At 71.5% G+C, this 17298-nt stretch carries 10 protein-coding genes; 6 read left to right on the forward strand and 4 right to left on the reverse strand.

Annotated features, from left to right (window positions below):
- Position 1 precedes the first annotated feature (1 nt).
- Both WME75_RS30465 and WME75_RS30470 read right to left on the reverse strand, forming a co-directional pair.
- Positions 2-640 carry a hypothetical protein gene (locus WME75_RS30465; protein WP_437478457.1) on the reverse strand — a complete coding sequence of 213 codons (639 nt, stop codon included), beginning with the start codon at positions 638-640 and terminating at the stop codon, positions 2-4.
- Positions 641-655: 15 nt separating this feature from the next.
- Positions 656-2341, reverse strand: coding sequence for a protein kinase domain-containing protein (locus WME75_RS30470; protein WP_437478460.1), 1686 nt, complete (start codon positions 2339-2341; stop codon positions 656-658).
- A gap of 299 nt (positions 2342-2640) precedes the next feature.
- On the opposite strand from WME75_RS30470, the gene WME75_RS30475 reads away from it, so the two are divergent.
- The 6 genes from WME75_RS30475 to WME75_RS30500 all read left to right on the forward strand — a co-directional run bounded on the left by WME75_RS30475 (position 2641) and on the right by WME75_RS30500 (position 14918).
- A complete protein-coding gene (locus WME75_RS30475) occupies positions 2641-3894 on the forward strand; it encodes a hypothetical protein (RefSeq protein WP_437478463.1) in 1254 nt (417 codons plus the stop codon).
- 220 nt (positions 3895-4114) lie between these two features.
- The gene (locus WME75_RS30480) at positions 4115-5860 is read left to right on the forward strand and encodes a serine/threonine protein kinase (protein WP_437478465.1); all 1746 of its coding nucleotides are present in this window, start codon (positions 4115-4117) and stop codon (positions 5858-5860) included.
- A 255-nt stretch (positions 5861-6115) separates the two neighbouring features.
- Positions 6116-8740 carry a TonB-dependent receptor domain-containing protein gene (locus WME75_RS30485; RefSeq protein WP_437478467.1) on the forward strand — a complete coding sequence of 875 codons (2625 nt, stop codon included), beginning with the start codon at positions 6116-6118 and terminating at the stop codon, positions 8738-8740.
- Between the two features lie 8 nt (positions 8741-8748).
- Positions 8749-10308 carry a hypothetical protein gene (locus tag WME75_RS30490; protein ID WP_437478469.1) on the forward strand — a complete coding sequence of 520 codons (1560 nt, stop codon included), beginning with the start codon at positions 8749-8751 and terminating at the stop codon, positions 10306-10308.
- 134 nt (positions 10309-10442) lie between these two features.
- The gene (locus WME75_RS30495) at positions 10443-14087 is read left to right on the forward strand and encodes an FG-GAP-like repeat-containing protein (RefSeq protein ID WP_437478471.1); all 3645 of its coding nucleotides are present in this window, start codon (positions 10443-10445) and stop codon (positions 14085-14087) included.
- A gap of 516 nt (positions 14088-14603) precedes the next feature.
- A complete protein-coding gene (locus tag WME75_RS30500) occupies positions 14604-14918 on the forward strand; it encodes a DUF6968 family protein (protein WP_437478474.1) in 315 nt (104 codons plus the stop codon).
- Between the two features lie 308 nt (positions 14919-15226).
- Here WME75_RS30500 and WME75_RS30505 read toward each other — a convergent pair whose 3' ends face one another.
- On the reverse strand, positions 15227-16102 hold the full coding sequence (locus tag WME75_RS30505; protein ID WP_437478476.1) for a hypothetical protein: 876 nt from the start codon (positions 16100-16102) through the stop codon (positions 15227-15229).
- 16 nt (positions 16103-16118) lie between these two features.
- A complete protein-coding gene (locus WME75_RS30510) occupies positions 16119-17177 on the reverse strand; it encodes a hypothetical protein (RefSeq protein WP_437478479.1) in 1059 nt (352 codons plus the stop codon).
- Positions 17178-17298: the final 121 nt, after the last annotated feature.

The following is a 17298-nucleotide window of genomic DNA, read 5'->3' on the forward strand; positions in this document are numbered from 1 at the left end:
CTCAGAAGGAGTCGCTGGCAGGGTACGTCGCCATGACGTTGATCTTGTACTTCACGTACTGGTGCGGGATCGTCCCCCAGTCGGGCGTCGGCATCGCGCGCTTCACGCAGCGGAGCAGCTCCTTCGTCTTCGCGCGGTTCACCGTCGTCGACTTGCCGGCGTAGACGTTGGTGCGCTTGCGCCGGAAATCCATCTCGAAGACGAAGCTCACCGTGATGCTCGCCTTGCCGGTCGGGGCGCACTGGACGTTGTCGCGGATCGCGCGCGCGAGGGCGTCCTCGAAGAAGGTGACGTGATCGCAGCGCTCGGGCGGCGTGGTGCCCGGGCCGGGGTTCTCGCACTTGATCGTGGTGAACGGCGAGAGCTTGACGCCCTCCGCCAGCGCGGCGCCCGCGTCGGCGAGCGCCCCCGCGTCCCAGGCGTAGGCGCCGGCGTCGGCCGTCGCGGCGTCGGCGGACGGGATCGACTCAGGCTTCGGGCGGCGCCAGAGGTAGAGCGGCACCGCCACGAGGATGAGCCCCGCGACGAGCGCGATGATGATCTGGAGCCGCACGGGGCGGTCCCCGCCGCCGCGACCGAGGTAACGGTACGGCGAGGGCTGAGACGGCGGGCTGGACGGGAACGGAGGCCGGCTGTTCATCGGACGCGTTCAGGTTCAATCGATGAGCGTCCGCGCGGGGCGCCCGGGCTCGCCCTTCACCAGCGTCGCGCCAAGCTCGAGCGTCTCGGGGAGCATCCCCTGAACCTGCGCGACCACCTGCTCGACCACGTGGCGAGCCTCGTCGATGCTCGGACCCACGATCGAGACCACGAACTTGAGCGGCCCCGTCCGCCCCGCCACGGCGGGGGTGAGGCTGAGCAGGAGCATCTCGGTCAGATCGATCACCCGCTGCGCCGCCTTCCGCAGGGCGAGCATCTCCAGGATGGTCGGGCGCTCGCTGACCTGGCGGTTCGGCCCGCGCAGCTCGTAGCGCGCGACCTGCATCGGCACCTCGGCCCAGTCGGCGAACAGGCCGTCCTCGTCGATCGCCTTCATCAGGTGCTCGCGCACGAGCAGGCCGGTGAGGCCGTCGCGCTTCGCGAGGTACTGCTTCGCGCGCCGGTGCTGCGGCGAGTCCGGGCCGAAGGTCACGAGCTTCATCCGGCACTCGCCGACCTGCACCTCGCCGCCATGCAGCAGCGAGACCTGCGACTTGCGCTCGTAGTTGAAGTCGGCGTAGGTGCCGTTCGTGCTGCCCTGATCCTCGATGAGCCACGAGCCCGTCTGCCACTTCAGGATCGCGTGCGCCCCCGAGACGGTCGCCTCGGGCACGCACAGGCTCTGATCGCTGCGCCGGCCGAGCGCGAGCTTCGTGTCGTGCAGCGGGAGCAGCGAGCCGACGATCTCGGGCGCGTTCGTCGCGTACGTCACGAGCAGCGACTGCGCCGCGGGGGTGAAGTTCAGCTTGAGCGCGCCGCCCGGCGGCGGCCCCGGATCGAGGCGCTCGCGCGGCAGCTGGATCGGGCTCGTCGTGAGCTGCGACGGGTTGAAGAAGCGCATGTGCCGCGCCTGCGGCCGCATCGACGGATCTTCGTTGAGGCCGCGGAAGATCTGCCGCACCTCGTCGATCGACAGGCCCGCCGGGACGTCGAACATGATCTGCTGCTTCATCGTCTTGAGCCGCGGCTTGTAGCCGGGCTCAGGGACGCGGCAGGTCCACATCTCCCAGAGCGTCAGGGCCATGGCGTACACGTCGTCCTCGGGGCTCGCGCCGCCGTTGCGCAGCCGCTCGGGAGACATGTAGTTCGGCGTGCCGCCGTCGGGCGGCGCGCCGGGGCGGCGCGCCGAGGCGCGGGCGCGCTCCTGCGCGAAGCCGAAGTCGAGGATCACCGCGCGGCCCTCGGAGACCATCACGTTGCCGGGCTTCAGGTCGCCGTGCACGAGGCCCTGCGCGTGGATGGCCGCGAGCCCGTTGCAGACCTCGCTCGCTATCTTGCGGAACTCGTCCGCCGTGTAGCCGCCCTGGGCCTTGCGCTTGCGGATGTGCGTGTGGAGCGTCTGCCCGGGGATCTGCTCCATCACGAGGATGGGGCCCCACGGGCTCGGCGCGAGGTCGTGCACGCGGCAGACGTTCGGGTGGCCGACCGAGCGCGCGAGGAGGAGCTCCTGGCGGAGCGCCTCGTCGTCGCCCGGCATGCGCGACTCTTCGCGGACCACCTTCAGAGCCACGGTCTGCTGGGTCGAGCGATCGAAGGCCAGGAAGACCTCGCCCATGCCGCCTTTACCGAGGCTTTGACGGATGTCGTAACGATCGTTGATGACCGTTCCGGCAGTAATGGGAGGAGGGGGTGTCTTGGTCACGGCCCGCGGTGGATAAAAGGAGCGCGAACCGGAGCGTGCCCGACACCGGCTGCGGCGCACAGCGTCGTCCATCTGAACGTGGAGCGCAACGGTCGTTCTGAGGGACAGGCAGGACACCGCGCCGCGGCAGCCGCCGGCCCGCTGGTTTGTGCCGAGATCGCCCCTCCGGACGCCCCGGGCGCCGGGATTTCTTGACGATGGCCGCTGATTTGTTTACGCGCCTCGGTCAGCCCGGCGCGACCGCCGCGCGCCGGCGCTGGCGACGCGCGGTGCGCCGGGCTGAGCGAGCCGGTGGAGCCGTGATCCGGCGCAGCGCCCCCGCCGGCCCGGAGCCCGGGACGGACGCGATCACCGGACCGCAGCGCCGCGGATCCTCGGAGGCATCGATGCGCTGGGACGGCTGGATCCAACAGGGAAGAGCGCGCCTCGCCGCGGCGGCGCTCTGCGCGGCGGCGGCGCTCGCGCTGGGCTGCGGCGACGACACGGACGGGAGCGCCGGAGCGACGTCGGGCGGGAGCGGCGGCGCGGACGGCGCCGGGTGCCTGGACGCGCGATCCCACGACGCGCTCTTCTCGCTTGTCGACCCCGCGTGGTGCGCCGTCGCCGTCTACAGGACGGACGAGGAGCTCGGCTTCGCCTCGGTGACGTGGGGACGGCACGGCGGACCGATGCTCGCACGGAGCGACGCCGAGGGCGCGGTCGAGATCGTGCGGCTCACGCCGCCGGACGAAGCGGACGGGGCGCTCGCCGCGGCGCGGACGACCGTCGACGCCGGCCTCCCCGACGGCGCCTTCCTCGGCGGACAGGCCGTGGACCTGCCCTTCTTCGGCTGGACGGCGATCTCGTGGACCCGCGCGTTCCCCGACACGCGCGGGGAGCTGGTCCTGATCGAGGACCGCGCGGTGGCGAAGCGCTACGAGGTGAACGGCTTCTTCGCGGCCGCCGCCGTCGAGGGGCGCCTGCTCCACACCGGGCTCTCGCCGCTCGGCGATCCCGCCGCGGGCCCGAACGGCCTCTATGCAGCCGACCGCTGCGGCGCGGCGGGGCAGGACGCGCGGCTCGTACCGGAGGGCGACGCGAGCTGCGCCGAGCCCGCCGCCGTCGCGGCGTGGGGCGACAGCTCCGGCCCTGTCGCCGCGGACCTCCGCGGCAACGTGTTCGCCGTCCTCCCGTCTGCAGACGGAACGCAGCAGGCGCGCGGCTTCGCGGCCAGCGCGATCGCGCGGGGCGCCGGGCCTGCGGAGGGCGACGTGCTCTTCTCGCTCCCGGGCAGCGGCATGAGCCTGGCAGCCCTCGCGCCCGAGCAGGGCGCGCCGGGCCTCCTCGTCTTCCAGCCGAGCGACCCCGCGACCTACGAGGCGCTCGCGCCGGTCGCCGTCGCCTTCAGCGACGACGGCGGTCGCGTGCGCGCCGACGGCTCCCCGGCCCCGCTCCTCGAGCTCGCGACGGCGGGCACGTCGCTCGCGCTCCTCGCCGACGACGCGAACCGCCTCTGGATCGGCGGCCCCCTGCCGAGCGGCGGGTTCCTGTTCGCTGTCGCCGTCCGCCGCTGAGCCACCTCCGGCGGCTTTCGGCGCGATCACCGCGCCGGGAAGCCACCGCACCGCGGCTCACCGACCGTCCGGACGGCAGCGCACCACACGTCGCGCATTTCCTGCGTGTATCGTGGCACTGCAGATTGACACGTCAGAGTCGCCTCAGTCACACTGCTCCCGAGGCGGCTGCTGTGTGTCCAATCTTCACCTCCTCACGCTGCCCGAGGAGAGGCACGACATGCCTGATGGCCGACAGCGAGAGGTAAACGGCAGCTCGAGGGCATCGAGGTCTGCCGCGCCGGACCCGCTGCTAGGGCGTGTCATCAACGGCCGCTTCAAGATCGTCAGCGTCATCGCCCGCGGCGGCATGGGCAAGGTGTACAGGGCCGAGCAAGCGCCGCTCGGCCGCATCTGCGCGCTCAAGGTGCTGAGCCCCAAGTACGAGGGCGACCACGATCCCGAGTTCCACAGGCGCTTCTTCCTCGAGGCGTCGACCGCGGCGAAGCTCTCGCACCCGAACACGGTCACCGTGTTCGACTACGGCCATAGCGACGACGATATCTACTACATCGCGATGGAGTACATCGAGGGGAAGACCCTCCACCGCGTGCTCCGCGAGGAAGGGCCGTTCGCCGAGGTGCGCGCGGCGCACATCGCCCGCCAGATCTGCCGGTCGCTCCGCGAGGCGCACGCGCTCGGCGTCGTGCACCGCGATCTCAAGCCGGGCAACGTGCTGCTCGTCGACCACGAAGACGAGCAGGACCACGTGAAGGTGCTCGATTTCGGGCTGGTCAAGGACACCCAGAGCGGCGAGGACCTGACGCAACAGGGCCTGTTCATGGGCTCGCCCAAGTACATGGCGCCCGAGCAGATCGCCGGCTGCGACGTGTCCGCGCGCACCGATATCTACGCGCTCGGCGTGATGATGTACGAGATGCTGTCGGGACAGGTGCCCTTCGACAAGGGCGCGAGCGTCGGGACGCTCATGTCGCACGTCCACGACCCGGTCCCGCCCATGCAGGTGCACAACCCGACGCTCTCCATCTCTCAGACGATGGAGGGGATCGTCTACCGCTGCCTGGAGAAGGACCCGGCGCAGCGCTTCTCCTCGATGAACGAGCTCGTGACCGCGCTCAAGTTCGCCGCGGGGGGCATCTCCACGCGAGACACGGGCGAGACCGCGCCCATGCTGCCGGGCGCGACGAGCTACCGCGCGTCGGCCCCCTCGTATCCGTCGGCCTCGTCGTATCCGCCGATCCCCTCGTATCCGTCGGCTCCGTCGTACTCGACGACGGGCGATCTCACGCGCCTCTCCACGCCGAACTCGTCACCTCCCACGAGCGCGCCCGTGACCTATACAGGCCCCCTCGCCACCGACAGCGCGCTGAGGCCGCCGGCGGCGCCCCTCTTCGTCGCCCCGTCGATCACCGACTCGATGGGGCCGCGCCCGGCGCCGCACGCGGAGGGCCTCGCGTCGACCCAGCACGGCGCGAGCCCGGGTCGGAGGGTCGTCCCCTGGGCGATCGCCGCGGCCCTCGCGGCCGTGGTCGGCGTCGCCGCCGTCATGACGACGCGCGCGCCGGCGGCGGAGACGAGCGCGGCGGCGCCCGAACCGGGCGCAGGGAGCACGCCGGCGGACGAGGCGGCCCCGGCGGCGAGCGCGCCCCCGGCGAACGCGCCCCCGGCGCGCCCGCTCCAGGTCGAGAGCACGCCGCCCGGAGCGGCGGTCAGGGAAGGCAACAAGGAGCTCTGCACCGAGACGCCGTGCGAGATCATCTGGCGCGGCAGGGCGGCCGCCCTCGCGTCCGAGCACGAGCTCGTGTTCGAGAAGCAGGGCTACAAGCCCGCGATCGTGCGCGTCTCCGGCGCCGAGGAGAAGGTGCGCGCGAAGCTCGATCCGGCCCCCATCACGGCGCCGGAGGCGCCGGGCAAGCCCAGGACGAACGCCCGGAAGACCGAGCCGTACAAGAGCAACCCGTACTGACGAGCGCGCGGACGCGCGCCCGCCGCTTTGCTAGAATCGCCGCCCCTTCGCGGCCAGAACCTCTTACCATGACCGCGGTGGGCTCGCGCGAGGGGCGTGGCGGGCGCTCCTCGCGTCGATGAAGTGTTCGGTGTGATGTGGGGAGCAGCGCCGTCCGCGCTCCCGAGCTCTCGCCGGGATCGCCGTCGCGACCCGGCCTTTGTCGCCGGAGGCTCGCGGTCGCGCCCCCGGCCCCGATGAGGACAGGGCGAACGCATGTCGTCTTCCGATTCCTGCTCGCACGGCCTCCGCGACGCCGTCCCGGCGCCCGCCCCGACGAACGACGCCCGCGCAGCGCGGCCGCGCAGCGGGGCCGCGCTCGGGCGGAGGCTCTTCGCCTGCGCCGTCGCCCTCGGCGCGATGACCGCCGCGCGAGGCGCGCTCGCCGACGCCCGCACCGAGGCGCGCGTCCACTTCCGGGCAGGCATGGACCTCATCGCCCAGAAGCAGTTCGACGAGGGCATCCGCCAGCTCCACAAGGCCAACGAGATCCTCCCGCACCCGAACGTCGTCTTCAACATCGCGCGCGCGCACGCCGAGGCCGGCCACCTCGAGCAGGCGATCGCCGCGTACCGCGAGTACATCGCGAGCGACCCCCCGGACAGGGAGCTGGCGACGCGGGTCGTGGAGCAGCTGGAGCAGCGCCTCGCCGCGCAGCGCGCCGCGGCGGCCCCGGAGCCGAAGCAGCCGCCGGCGCCCGAGCCGCAGCCGCCCGGGCCGCAGCAGGCCGCCCCCGGCGACGCGCCCGCCCAGCCCACCGCCGAGGGCGCGCCCGCGAACGCCGCGGTCCCGGCGCCGGCGCCGGCGTCGAGCGCGGCCCCCGTCGACGCCGCGGGGATCGTCGGCGCGGCCCGCACCGAGGACGTCTACCAGGAGACCGTCATCACCGCGTCGCGCGGCGCCCAGAGCCCGCTCGACTCCCCGAACTCCACGACCATCGTCACCCGCCAGGACATCCGGCTCTCCGGGATGACCCGCATCCCGGAGCTGCTCCGGCGCGTCGCCGGCATGGACGTCATGCAGATCACGGGCGGCGACGAGAACGTCTCGATGCGCGGCTTCAACAGCCGCCTCGCGAACAAGCTCCTCGTCCTCGTGAACGGGCGCACGGTCAAGAACGACGTGCTCGGCTCGACCTTCTGGGAGGCGCTCTCGATCGACGTGGACCAGATCGAGCGCATCGAGGTGGTGCGCGGCCCGGGCTCGGCGCTCTACGGCGCCGACGCGTTCGCCGGCATCGTCAACATCATCACGATCGAGCCCGGCGTCGGGAAGAGCGGCTTCCGCGCCGGCTACGGCGATCACCAGCAGGGCTACGGCTCGGTGTGGACCTCGGCGCGCGAGGGGGACTTCGCGTACCGCCTGTCGGCGGGCTACACGCGCTACCCGCGGTGGACGCGCGAGGTCGCGGACGACCGGATCGACCTCGAGACAAGCGGCCAGAGCCAGGATCTCGGCGCGCAGAACGTGCGCATCGACCTCCGGGCCACGCAGCGGCTCGGGCCGCAGCGCGAGCTCGCGGTGGGCGCCGGCTATTCGCGGAGCGAGCTCGACGTCTACGGCATCGGCCCGTTCAACGACTACAACCTGGAGGCCGCCAACACGGACGCCTCGGTCGCGTACCGCAGCGAGAACGTCAACGCGCGGACGTACTACTCGCACATCGACGGGTACTCGCAGCTCAACGCCGCGTACCTCGGGCACCCCCTGTACGCGGGGAGGCCGCGGCAGCACATCGTGAACGCGGAGCTCGAGTTCGTGAAGACGCTCCGGGCGCCCGCGCCCGTCGTGCACGACTTCCACATCGGCCTCGGCTACCGGCTCAAGGCGACCGACTGGAGCTACCTCGACGACGACATGCCGATCGAGCACCACGGCTCGGTGTTCCTCCAGGACTCGATGAAGCTCGGAGAGCGCGTCACGCTGGTCGCCTCCGGCAGGCTCGACTACGTGCCTTACCTGGAGCGGCTCATCCCGTCGCCGCGCGGCTCCGTCATCGTCAAGCCGACCCCGCGCCAGGCGATCCGCGTCTCCGGCTCGACCGCGTTCCGCTCGCCGACGTCGCTCGAGGCCTACGTCGACCTGCCGATCCAGCTCGCGCTGCCCGGCCTCGAGTTCCTCTCGACCACGCGGCCGCCGGTCAGGTCCGACGTCATCGTCGACCCCGAGCAGATCATCACCGCCGAGGCGAGCTACCTGAACCAGCAGAGCGACCAATTCGAGTTCGAGGTCACCGCGTACTACAACCGCGTGAGCAACCTCATCGTGCTCGCCGAGCCGCAGCGCACGACGCTCTCGCAGCGCGCCCAGGGGTTCGGGGGGCTGAACCCGGAGACGGGGCGCTACACCTCCGGCCTCGGCGGCTTCGAGAACCAGTGCGACATCTACCACGTGCTCGGCGGCGAGCTCGGCGGCCGCGTCTACCCCGCCGAGGGGCTCGACGTCTTCGCCAACTACGCGCTCAACGTGTCGGAGCAGGAGCTCCCGGCCGGCTGCAGCGCCCTCAGGGACGGGCGCACGAGCCAGCACAAGGTGAACGCGGGGGTCCAGGTCCGCACCCCGGTCGGCGTCGACGGCGAGGTCACGCTCCACTACCAGTCCAAGCAGGAGTGGGCCGAGCAGGTCCCGGCGGGGACGGTCATCGACACGCACATCTACGCTCTGCCCGCGTACACGCTGCTCAACGCGCGCCTCGGCTACCGCTTCCTGAACAACCGCGCCGAGATCTCCGCGACCGTCTTCAACGCGCTCGACGGGCTCGGCGATCAGCCGCTGCAGATGCACCCGTTCGGCAACCGCATCGGCCGGCGCTTCATGGGATTCCTCAGGTACTCGCTCTAGGCACCCCCATGCTCCGACCCACCCCCCGCACCGGTCTCTCCCTGCTCGGCGCACTCCTCGCGGCCCTCCCGGGCTGCGAGGCGGTGGACGTCTTCATCCCGCTGCCGGACCACAGCGGCCCCGCCGGGGTGCTCGACGGCACGGTGACGTACGCCGGCCCCCGGCCCTGCACGAAGGACGGCCACGTCGTCGGCGCCGCTGTCGTGCTCGGCTTCGACACGCGCCTCCTGCCGCCGCCGGAGGGGCTCGGCACCTCGGCCGCGAGCCTCGACGTGATCCTCGGCGACGAGCTGTTCGGGGGCCTGGGGGCCGCGCTCGATCTCACGAGCGACGGCGTGCTCCGCTGCCCCGAGCCGGACGATCCGCCCGTGACCGTGAGCGCCACCTGGAGGCTGTCGCCGCTGCCCGCCGGCACCTACCAGATCCGCGGCTTCTACGACCACGACGGCGATTTCGACCCGACCTTCAGCATCGCCAACCTGCCGAGCCGGGGTGACGTGGCCGGCGGCGCGATCGAGAACGCGACCGAGGTGCTCGGCGGCGCCGCCCCGCGCTACCGCGAGATCACGCTCGCCGCTCCCATCCCCGCGACGGGCGCGCGCGTCAGCGGCATCGCGGTCACCCTCGGCCTCCCGCTCCCGCTGGAGCGGCCCATCTTTCACGTCGCCGAGGTCCTCGCGCCGGCCTCCGGCGTCGGCCAGAGCTCGAGCGAGGTGGTCATGGCGTCCGACTTCCAGCTGGAGACGTTCACCCTGGCCGATCCCGTCGGCGCCGAGGCGTCGCTCCTGCGCCTGCGGCTCGCCGCGGGGGTGCCGGACAGGGAGGTCGCGAGCGCGGCGAAGCCCCCGATCTCGCTGCCGGTGGGCGGCGAGCCCGCGCCGACCCTCACGTACGCGCGCCAGGACGTGAACCGCGACGGGGCGATCGACGCCGACGACCACGTCCCCGACTCGGCCCAGATCCCGGCGCTCTTCCCGATCTCGGTGTTCGCCAAGCTCGACGACCACGACCCGCTGGTCCGCCAGGCCGCGCCCGCGGTGCTCCTCCAGGGGCTCACGATCTACGACGACCTCGTGACCACCGCCATGCTCGGCGCGGCGCCGCTGGACGAGCCGCGCGAGAGCGTGCTCGTCGGCGTCCGGCCCGCTGCGCTCTGCCTGCACCCGACCGAGCCGAAGGGCGTCCTCGTGATCAGCCACGAGACGGACGCGGCGGGCAACGCCATCCTCCCCGGGCCGGAGGACGAGGACGCCGGCGCATGGGGCGTCCGCGACGTCGAGGAGGCGCTCACGCGGCAATTCGGGCGCACGATCGAGGTCGTCTACGGCTGCCTGCCCGAGGGGCGCTACGCGCTCAACCTCATCTACGGCACCGGCCAGGCCTGGACCGTGCCCAACGAGGCCGGCGTGTGCGCGCCGTCGGAGAGCGCGTCCCCCGACACATGCGGCGCGCGACCGCGCCTCGCGTCGCAGGACATGGTGCTCCGCATCGGTCCGCCGGACGACCCGACGTACTGCGCCCAGCACCCCACCCCCGCGGCCTGCACGCCCTCGCCGCCCTCGCCCTGAGCGCCGCCGCCGCGCCCGGTCCACCGCGGCGCGCAGACCTCCGCGAACCGGGCTCGGGCGCGGGGAAAGCGCCGCTTTCCTGCGGCGAGCGCCGGTTGCCTCGCGCGCATGGACCGATGGTAGGGTCCCGGCATATGCGCTGCATTCGCTTTTCCTCGCTTGCTTTTCTGGGGGCGCTCGGCGGCGCCGCGGCGGGCGCGCTCGTCCCCTCCGATGCGTCCGGCGGCTGGCCGCCGCCCCCCTCGGCCAGCGCAGCGGACATGGCCGATCCGGAGAGCTGGCCGAGCGATCCCGAGTACGGCACCTCGGCCACGCAGAGCGGGCAGTGGAGCTTCTACTCCTTCCTCCCGGCCCCGAGCGAGGGCGTCCGCCCGCGCCCGGAGGAGACCGCCGCCGGCATGGCGATCGATCTCGCGTGGCGGCTCACCCAGGGGGACCCGCGCGTCAGGATCGCCGTCACCGACTCCGGGATCCTCTGGGGCGAGGAAGATCTCCTCGAGAAGGTGTGGATCAACCGGGGCGAGCTCGCGCCCTACCCGCCGCTGCACGCGGACGGCGCGCCGTGCGGGGGCGACGGCGAGCTCGCCGGCTTCGACTGCAACGGCGACGGGGTCCTGTCCGTCTCGGACTACAAAGACACATCCTGGCTCACGCCCGCGGCGTCGGAAGGGCGGCCGCAGGGCGACCGGAACGCGAACGGCCAGCTCGACGCCGGTGACCTCATCCTGCACTTCTCGGACGGGGCCGACGGCGATCTGAACGGCTACGTCGACGACATCGCGGGCTGGGACTTCTTCAAGAACGACAACGATCCGTTCGACGACACCCGGAACGGCCACGGCACCGAGGGGGCGAAGACCTCCGCGGCGCAGACGAACAACCAGCGGGGCGGCGCGGGCGTCTGCCCGCGGTGCAGGGTCGTCCCGCTGCGCGTCGGCGACAGCCACGTCGCCGACGCGCAGGACCTCGCGAAGGCGCTCCTCTACGCGGCCGACCTCCGGGCCGACGTCGTGCAGTGCCCGGTGACCGCCGTCGACAGCACCGCCTTCCTCCAGGCGGCGCTCGACCACGCCCACGCCAGGGGGACGCTCGTCGTCGTGTCGATGGGCAACGAGGGCTCGCGCCACCACAGCGCGCCCGCGGCGAGCAACCACGCGCTGCCCGTGAGCGCCGTCCGCCACGACGGCCAGAGCGTCACGACGTCGACCTCGTTCCTCGACGCCTCGCCGTGCTCGAGCTTCGGCGGCAACAACCTGCTCGCCGTGTCGAGCGCCGGCTGCGCCAGCGACGCGACCGCCGAGCTCTCCGGCATCGCGGGGCTCCTGTACTCCGCCGCCCTGGAGCGCGGCGTGACCCTGTCCCCCGGGGAGGTGCGGGGCCTGCTCATCGCGAGCGCCGACGACATCGCCGTGCCGGAGTCGCGCGAGCCGGGGTCGCCGTACCGCGCCTCGCAGCCCGGGTTCGACCAGCGGTTCGGCCACGGCCGCGTCAACGCGAACCGCGCCGTCGAGGCGCTCAGCGACGGGCGCGTGCCGCCCGCCATCGACCTCACGTCGCCGCGGTGGTTCGAGGTCCTCTACAAGGATCAGGTCCAGGTGCCGGTGCCGATCGAGGGCACCGTCTCGGCGAAGCGGGCGACGGCGTACGACTACTCGGTCGCGTGGGCGCCGGGCGTGCAGCCGCTCGCCGCGGACTTCAAGGTGATCCACCGGGAGGTGAACGTCGCGCCGACGGTCACCATCGGCGGCCAGGGCCCGATCGCCTCGCTCGACGTGCGCACCATCGACACGTCCCACGCCCGCGACGCCGACAGCCCCCACGGCGAGAACGACCGCGCGATCACGGTGCGCATCCACGCGGTCGCCCACTACGACGGGGCCACCGGCGACGTGGAGAGCGAGGCGCGGCGCACGTACTACGTCGCCAGCGATCCGACGCTGGTCCAGGGCTTCCCCCGCTTCATCGGCGACAGCGGCGAGGGCAGCCCGAAGCTCGCGGACCTCGACGGCGACGGGGCCCGCGAGCTCATCTACCCCACGGCCGGCGGCGAGCTGCACGTGCTGACGATGACGCCGAAGGGACCCGAGCCGCTGCCGGGGTTCCCGTTCCAGACGCGGCTCGCCGACGGCCTGCTCGATCCCGCGCCGTCGCCGGCCACGCCCTTCTACCGGAGCGCCCGCGCGTACGACGAGGTGGCCTGGGCGCTCGGCCGCGAGCCGATCCTTGGCGCGCCCGCGATCGCGGATCTCGACGGCGACGGCGCGCAGGAGATCGCGGTCTCCACCTGGCCGGGCACGGTCTACGTGGTCGGCGCGGACGGCCGCCTCCGGGGCGGGTGGCCGGTACGCCTGCCCGAGATCCCCTCGTGCCCGCTCGATCCCGGCGCGCCGGCGAGCGCGCCGTGCATGTCCGAGGGGGCGCGGATCGCGCGGGGGGCCTCCGCCTCGCCGGTCATCGCCGACCTCGACGGCGACGGCCGGCTCGACGTGATCCAGGCGGCCTTCGACGGCAAGGTCTACGCGTTCGACGCGAACGGCGGCGCGCTGCGCGGCTGGCCCGTGGAGGTGCACTACACGGGACCGCTGGCCGCGGAGCCTGCGCGGAGCCGCCTGCTCGCGACGCCGGCCGTCGCCGACTTCAACGGCGACGGCCTCCCCGACCTGCTCGTCGGGTCGAGCGAGCGGCTCGGCGACGACGGCGAGGCCGGGGCGGTCTACGTGCTCGACGCGCGCGGCACGGCCACGCCCTCCGGGCCGGTGCTCGCGGGCTGGCCTGTCACGATGCCGTCGCTCTCGCTCGCCCCGCTCGTCGCGGGGGGGATCACGGCCTCGGGCGTCGTCGGGCGGTTCGACGGCGCGCTGGCCGGCGTCCTCCAGGGCAACGGCGCCGCGCCGCTCGTGCTCCCGGCCTCGCCTGGCGCACAGGACGCGCTCCTCTCGACCCCGGCGGGCGCGCTGCCGCCGGCGCGGGGGGGCTCGCAGGCCGGGCTCGACCCGACGTTCGGCCCGCTCTCGCCCGCCGCGGGCGCGCGGACGATGCTCCCGCTGCTCTCGCATCCCGCGCTCGGCGACGTCGATCAGGACGGCACGCCCGACGTCATCGCCGCCGGCGCCTCGGAGACGGCCGCGCTGGCCCTGGCGGGCGCGCCCGGCGCGGAGCAGGCGGGGCCTCACCTGCTCGCGGTCTGGAGCGGCAGGTCGGGCGCGATGCTGCCGCGCGCGCCGTTCGTCCTCGAGGATCACACGCTCGGGAGCAGCCAGGCGGTGGTCGATCTGAACGGCGACGGTTATCCCGAGGTGCTGACGGGCTCGAGCGGCTACTTCCTGCACGCCTTCGACGGGTGCGGCCGGCAGCCGCGCGGGTTCCCGAAGTTCACCGGCCAGTCGATCGCGACGACGCCTGCCGTGGGCGATCTCGACGGCGACGGGACGCTCGAGGTCGTGGTGGGCACCCGCGACGGCTGGCTCTTCGCCTGGCACACCGAGGCGACGACAAGCGCGGTCATCGCCTGGGAGAGCTTCCACCACGACAACCGGAACACAGGCAACCTCGAGACGCCGCTCGATCAGGGCAGCGGGCGGCGCGCGTCGCGCCCGCTCACCGTGGACCTGTGCGAGGGGGCGCAGCAGGCTCCGGTCCTCCTCCGTCCAGGCGGCGGCTGCGCCTGCGCGACCGCGGGCGACCCGCAGCGCGGGGGCGGCGGGGGCGGCGAGCGCGCGGCGCTGGGGGCGGCGCTGCTCGGGGCGATGGCGCTGTGGGGGCGGCGACGGGGGGCGTAAGGGCGGCCCGGCCGCGGCGAGGCCTGCGCGGGAGCTCGGTGCGGCCTCTCGGCGCGTCACCGAACTCGGCGCCTGGAATCTCTGTCCGGGGCGGGCTGGAAGCGCGCAGCGTAGAAATCCGAGTCCTACGTGCGTGCACTTCACGGACGCGCGAGCAAGCACGTCCCCATCGTGCTCGCTTCGGCTGGCCTGGCGTTCGCAAGACAGCATTCACGCCAACAGGAGATGCTCTATGGCAGCAATTGTTCGTGGACTGTTTGTTGCTGCATCCACACTGACGACGTTCATGAGCGTTGACGCTCGTGCGTACAGGGACCCGGAAGCTCGGGAGGAATGTAAGCGAGCCTGTGACGCTGAGAGGAACTTGGAGCTGTATAAGTGTTCCAAGCTTCCGGTGAATGAGCGGCGAGCCTGCTTCGATCGTATACTGAATTATGTATATCCGCGTTGTCTTAGAAACTGCGATAGCAGAGGCTGCTTGGTTGACGACATGCGGGAAACATGCATTGACGATGCATGAAAAAAAATCTAGGTGAACGACGATTGAACTTCACTCCGCCCGGCGGTCAGGCCGAGGTCGTGGTTGCCCGCTTCGGGTACCCCTACCAGGCGGACGATGGCATGTGGTGGGTCGATTGGCAGGTCATCGGGGCCGAGAACCCCGGGACCGTTCGTAAAGCGGGCGGAACCGATGCCGCGCACGCGATCGTATCCGCAATGAACTGCCTCGATACAGAGCTCGGCTCACTCGCGATGCGTGGCGCGCTGGATTCGGACGGCGAGCCAGATCGCTGGCGCTTCATCCCCAAGGACCTGTTCTGCCTCCAATAGTCAAGAAGTCCGTCCGGTGCGATGCGGCTCCGGGCGCTCAGGGCGCTTCGCTTACAGCTCTCGCATGCGGTGAGCGCGAACCCCGATCGGCGCGTCCTCCGAGCCGCGCCGGCACGGTCAACGTGGACCAAGGCAGCCGAGCCCAGCGGACGCGGCGCTTCTACCTGGAGGAGATGATCGCCTCGTCGAGAGGCGAGCCACCCGAGCTCCCCCGCGCGCCCGTGCTGCCGCTGACGGCGCTCGCGGCCCTGGAGCGCGCCGGCGTCGACGACCACGGCGAGTCCGGGCGGCACCCCGCTGCTCCCTCGTCAGAACTGGCAAGGCAGGCAGTCCGCGCCGCAGTCGATGTCCTCCTCGTCGCCGTTTCTCATGCCGTCGTCGCACGTCCTGGGCTGGCACTCTCCGGCAAAGCAAACCTTGTTCACGCAGTCGTCGTTGACCTTACAGCCCTGCCCGTCATTGCACGGGCCACAGTACTGGCCGCCGCAGTCCAGGTCCGTCTCAGTGCGGTTCTTGACGCCATCGCCGCAGCGTTCGTAGACGCATTTCTTGTCATCGCCGCAAACTCCGCTGAAGCAGTCCGCATCACTGTTGCAAGGATCTGTGCCGATGCATCCGTCACATGGACCGCCACAATCTCTACCTGTTTCTCCTAGTGACTCGTCGCGCACCTCGTTCGCGCACGCGAGGGGAACGCAGCGGCCATCCCGAGAGCACGTCAAAGACGTGTCTTCGCAATCCTCGGCGTTGAGGCAGTCAACGATGCGTCCGCTGTCGTTACAGAACCCAGTACCGTCCGGTACCGGTCCTGGATCGATGAGATCGTGGCGAGGGGTTACGCTGTTACCCGTCTCGCCGCAGTAGTCTCGCGTGCACGGGTTGCCGTCGTCGTAGAAGTCTTCGAGCGCCGGTCTGTCCACGCCGTAGCCGGCGCTGTCGCACATCTCGACGTGGCAGTCTCCGCGGAGGTCGCTCCGGCTCTGCGTGTAGATTTCCAGCTTGCAAAATCCATCGACGCACGAGCGCATGCCGCACAAGTGGGTCAACGCCGCGGGGCAGTCTTCCTCGGTTTGACATGGCTTTGGAGCCCACGGATTGAAGACGGTCGGTGGTGTTTCGGCCGAGCAAGCGAACCAGAAGGCCGCGGCGGCGACTGCGGCGAGGGCTGAGCGAAGTGGCTTCATCAGGTGTCTCTGCGGTTCAGGGGCGCTCGTCGGCGCCGGTGTTGAGGTAGAGCGGGCAGGGCTGGCACGTGCCGCCGCAGTCGATCTCTGTCTCGTGACCGTTCTGGGCGCCGTCGCTGCACGATGCCAGCCAACATTGGCCTGTTCTGCAAATGCCGCTTTCGCAGTCGTCGTGCGCATGGCACTTCAGCTCAGCAGCGCACGGCGGACAGCTAGGCGAGCCGCAGTCGACATCTGTTTCGCTGCCGTTCCTGATGCGGTCGTCGCACTCTGGCGCCGTGCACTTCTTGTTCGTTCCGCATTTTTGTTCGATGCAGTCGGAGTCGGATTCGCAGGCGACGCCCACCGCGCACGGGTCGCACGGGCCTCCGCAGTCGATGGCGGTCTCGCCGCCAACGGTGTCCTTGACGCCGTTGGTACACCACGATGGAACGCAGCTCCCTTGCAAGGAGCAGAAGATCGCGGGGTCGCCGCAGTCGTCGTCGGCAACGCACTCGACGCGTCGTCCAGCTCCGTCGCATCGCGCGGCGCTGCCTGGTGATCGTCCCGCGCTGTAAGGAGTGTTCGCGCTCTCAGAGCCCATGCACGTGTCAAACGTGCACTCGTTGGCATCATTGAACACGTCTGTCGGATCTTCCTCGAAGAGGATGCGGCCGGTTGGGTCGCAGACCCTGCTCTTGCAGTCGCCATCAAGCTGGACAAGCGACTTGGTGATCTCGAGGCGGCACACCCCTCCAACGCACCGCGCGTTGCCGCACCGCGAGTCGACCGGTCCCGCGCAGTCCTCCGCCGTCGTGCAGAGATCCACGTGACACTCGGCGGCCGGACGGCACTTCCGCTCGCACTCGTTGAACGCCGCGCCGGGCTCGCAGCACGCCTCCTCGTCGGGGTTGGGGCACTCGCAGTACCCCTCGATGCACTCCGTTCCATCCTCGTACTCGCCGCTGGGGCATTCGTCCGTTGTGTCACATGGAAGCTTGAGCCGAGCATCGACGAACGTCTCCCCGGCGCAGGCTCCCCAGAGAAATGGGATCGCCACGATCATCAGACAGCAGGCGCCGGCCTTCTTCCGCATGCGCGGGAGGGTACCAGAGCAGCAGGCGAGCGAGAGCCGACATGGTGGACCGGCTTCGAGCGCGGAGGCGAAACCCCGAGCACGACCCCATTACGCACAGCACCGATATTTTTCCACGCAA

The sequence above is a fragment of the Sorangium sp. So ce1014 genome (assembly GCF_051521505.1).
Taxonomy (GTDB): Bacteria; Myxococcota_A; Polyangia; order Polyangiales; family Polyangiaceae; genus Sorangium.

Coding starts and splice junctions, on each gene's coding strand:
- WME75_RS30495 (WP_437478471.1), top strand. CDS start 10,443: ATGCGCTGCATTCGCTTTTCCTCGCTTGCTTTTCTGGGGGCGCTCGGC.
- WME75_RS30505 (WP_437478476.1), bottom strand. CDS start 16,102: ATGAAGCCACTTCGCTCAGCCCTCGCCGCAGTCGCCGCCGCGGCCTTC.
- WME75_RS30500 (WP_437478474.1), top strand. CDS start 14,604: ATGAAAAAAAATCTAGGTGAACGACGATTGAACTTCACTCCGCCCGGC.
- WME75_RS30510 (WP_437478479.1), bottom strand. CDS start 17,177: ATGCGGAAGAAGGCCGGCGCCTGCTGTCTGATGATCGTGGCGATCCCA.
- WME75_RS30480 (WP_437478465.1), top strand. CDS start 4,115: ATGCCTGATGGCCGACAGCGAGAGGTAAACGGCAGCTCGAGGGCATCG.
- WME75_RS30485 (WP_437478467.1), top strand. CDS start 6,116: ATGTCGTCTTCCGATTCCTGCTCGCACGGCCTCCGCGACGCCGTCCCG.
- WME75_RS30490 (WP_437478469.1), top strand. CDS start 8,749: ATGCTCCGACCCACCCCCCGCACCGGTCTCTCCCTGCTCGGCGCACTC.
- WME75_RS30465 (WP_437478457.1), bottom strand. CDS start 640: ATGAACAGCCGGCCTCCGTTCCCGTCCAGCCCGCCGTCTCAGCCCTCG.